This is a genomic window from Nostoc sp., from assembly GCF_036916985.1.
In the GTDB taxonomy this organism is placed as follows: Bacteria; Cyanobacteriota; Cyanobacteriia; order Cyanobacteriales; family Nostocaceae; genus Nostoc.
Window position 1 is genome coordinate 1 of the sequence record NZ_JBALFD010000059.1, and the last position, 2465, is coordinate 2465.

The window sequence follows — 2465 nt, forward strand, 5'->3', positions numbered from 1 at the left end:
AACGTTGGGTCGTGGAGCGGACTTTTGGTTGGTTAATGGGGTGTCGGCGATTGGTTAGAGACTATGAATTATTGCCTGAAACATCGGAGACATTTATCTACCTTGCCATGATTCGGATCATGGTGAGGCGATTAGCATAAAATTTGACCCCTCAAAACTTTTCAAACAGCCTCTAACTTCGCTAGCCATCCCTCTGGTTCTATCCAATCTCCATATTCTTCATCCTGGATACTGATATCTACAATTACATAATTTTTGCTACTTGATACAGTAATTTTATCAGGTAAACAATAAGGTTCAAAAACTGATGGAGCAACCACTGTTTTAGGGAAACGAAACATTAATTGTCGCGTTCCCCAATTCGCCATGTATAACATGATGTCGAAACACTTTTCTAGAACTTCCTTGGGTTCACCTCGAAAGTCTCCATAGCTGTAGGTAAAAATTGCGTTTGTTGCACTCAGTTGTACCCGACTAGATAAACTACTTATATATGCTTGTTCTGATGCAGTTAATGGTCGGTCTAATGCCTGGAATTCGTAATACTGGTACTCACTCATACTTTTCTTTATCTTTAATAAAGTATTTAATTTTTAAATATTTGGTATTTGCCAATTAATTTCTGATTGTCCATAAGAAATTAATGCAGAATTAATAGCTGAAAAGGGCTTGCTGCAAAAAAAACCATTGTGAGCAGAAAGTGGTGAAGAATGTGCTGATTGAATTATGATATTTTTGTTAGTATCTATCAGCTTTAATTTCTTTTGTGCATCCTTACCCCACAGCACAAAGATCACAGGTGCAGGTTTCTGGCTAATTTTACTAATTACCACATCTGTAAAAGTTTCCCAACCCTTATTTTTATGGGAATTTGCCATGCCTGCTCTGACACTTAGTACTGTATTTAACATCAATATACCCTGTTTAGCCCATGTTACAAGATAGCCATTATTTGGGGTTTCAAATCCAATATCTTGTTTAAGTTCTTTAAATATGTTGCCAAGTGATGGAGGTGGTTTTACCCCTGGTCTTACTGAAAAACATAAACCATGTGCTTGGTTTTCATTGTGATATGGATCTTGTCCCAGCAATACGACTTTTACTTGGTCGTAAGGTGTCAGTTCAAAAGCAGAAAATGTCTCTTCTTTAGCTGGATAGATAGTATAAGATAACCTTTCACTTATTAGAAACTCTTGAAGTTTAGTAAAGTAAGGTTGTGGAAATTTTTCAACTAGTACTTTCTGCCAATCATTAGGAAATTGCAAATTTATCATTCGATGATTATTTAGCGTCCAGACATATTATCCTACATCTCGTAACCTCAACAATTCCATGTTTTTCACAAATAACTAACACTCTGATGCAATTAGAGAATATCTTCTAAACCTGGAAACAGAGGCGCTTCTTCACGATCGTATTTAGCTAGATAATCTCTAAAGGATGTACCACCAGTACCAATATCAGCACCAACTATTTTTAGTTGTGTAATTGCCAACCCTAGATGAGATTTATGAAATCGCCTTTGCAAATTATCATAAGCGCTAAAGCACTGAAGAATTGCACTAGCATTTGTATTAGTTTGTAAATTGACTAGACATTCTGCCTGAGAATTACCAGCCGCGCGGTTAATCAAGATTTGATAATAGTAAGTAAGGTTGTGCTGACGATATAATTCAAACCATTGTGCTACCTGTTCACCATAGCGTTGATTAAACTCAATCTCAGCAATATGCAATTTCCCCTCAGCATTTTTAGTACCACCATCCCAGTATTTACAAACCCCACTCATAATTTCTAGATGACGGAACTGAAAAGACTGAAACCCGCTAGTAGGGCCAATACTAGTTCTGAACTCCGCAAAAGCACGCATTGTCGCCAAAATCGGCATCGTTGTATTTACAACTTCGTAAAGACGCAGGATGCGACGAAAGAAATAGCATACCTCTGCCGTATTGCCAATGATCTGATCAGTTGCATCTTGTAGTGCTTGTGCTAAAGTCTTCAAAACTCGTTCCATATCAATAATCATTTGGTGAAAAGCAAGTTCACACATTTGATGCACAGCAATAAATAAATCTTCATCAAGAGATGCCGTCAAAGGCTTTTTACAACTAATTAGTTCCTCGATATTATGGTAATTCCAGTAGTGATTCTCACTAATATCCAAGCTAGGATTAATTAGCGGTAAAGGTTGAAACGTATAAGATTCAGACATATTGATCGATATTGTTACTTTTTTTATTAGCCAAACAATTTTATATTTCTATCTCAAAAATCATGAAAGCTGTCAAAATTTTATTAATCTAAATACAATGCTGAACTCTGAAATGCTTCTTCTGGTGTTCCATAAAAAGTACCATTATTAAATAAGCTAGGTTCGTATTTTTCATTACTATAAGTATAAAAAGCCTTTGTCCATTTCTCTTCATTCCCTTTGTACCGCAATCGACACAAATGAATTGGTG

General features: G+C 36.1%; 4 protein-coding genes. 1 reads left to right on the forward strand and 3 read right to left on the reverse strand.

Annotated features, from left to right (window positions below; all coding sequences use genetic code 11):
* Positions 1-140: transposase (locus tag V7L07_RS19655; protein ID WP_335060636.1), on the forward strand; the 140-nt coding region annotated here is incomplete at its 5' end.
* Between the two features lie 21 nt (positions 141-161).
* Here V7L07_RS19655 and V7L07_RS19660 read toward each other — a convergent pair.
* From V7L07_RS19660 to V7L07_RS19670, 3 genes are all read right to left on the reverse strand, one after another.
* Positions 162-560, reverse strand: coding sequence for a hypothetical protein (locus tag V7L07_RS19660; RefSeq protein ID WP_335060631.1), 399 nt, complete (start codon positions 558-560; stop codon positions 162-164).
* A 33-nt stretch (positions 561-593) separates the two neighbouring features.
* Positions 594-1274: a uracil-DNA glycosylase gene (locus tag V7L07_RS19665; RefSeq protein WP_335060632.1), complete on the reverse strand. Its 681-nt coding sequence runs from the start codon at positions 1272-1274 to the stop codon at positions 594-596.
* A gap of 92 nt (positions 1275-1366) precedes the next feature.
* Positions 1367-2215, reverse strand: a complete 849-nt coding sequence (locus V7L07_RS19670; RefSeq protein ID WP_335060634.1) for a tryptophan 2,3-dioxygenase family protein — start codon at positions 2213-2215, stop codon at positions 1367-1369.
* Positions 2216-2465: the final 250 nt, after the last annotated feature.

What these genes read in the sequence shown, in the direction of transcription:
- V7L07_RS19660 (WP_335060631.1), bottom strand. Translation starts at nt 560, where the DNA reads ATGAGTGAGTACCAGTATTACGAATTCCAGGCATTAGACCGACCATTA.
- V7L07_RS19665 (WP_335060632.1), bottom strand. Translation starts at nt 1,274, where the DNA reads ATGATAAATTTGCAATTTCCTAATGATTGGCAGAAAGTACTAGTTGAA.
- V7L07_RS19670 (WP_335060634.1), bottom strand. Translation starts at nt 2,215, where the DNA reads ATGTCTGAATCTTATACGTTTCAACCTTTACCGCTAATTAATCCTAGC.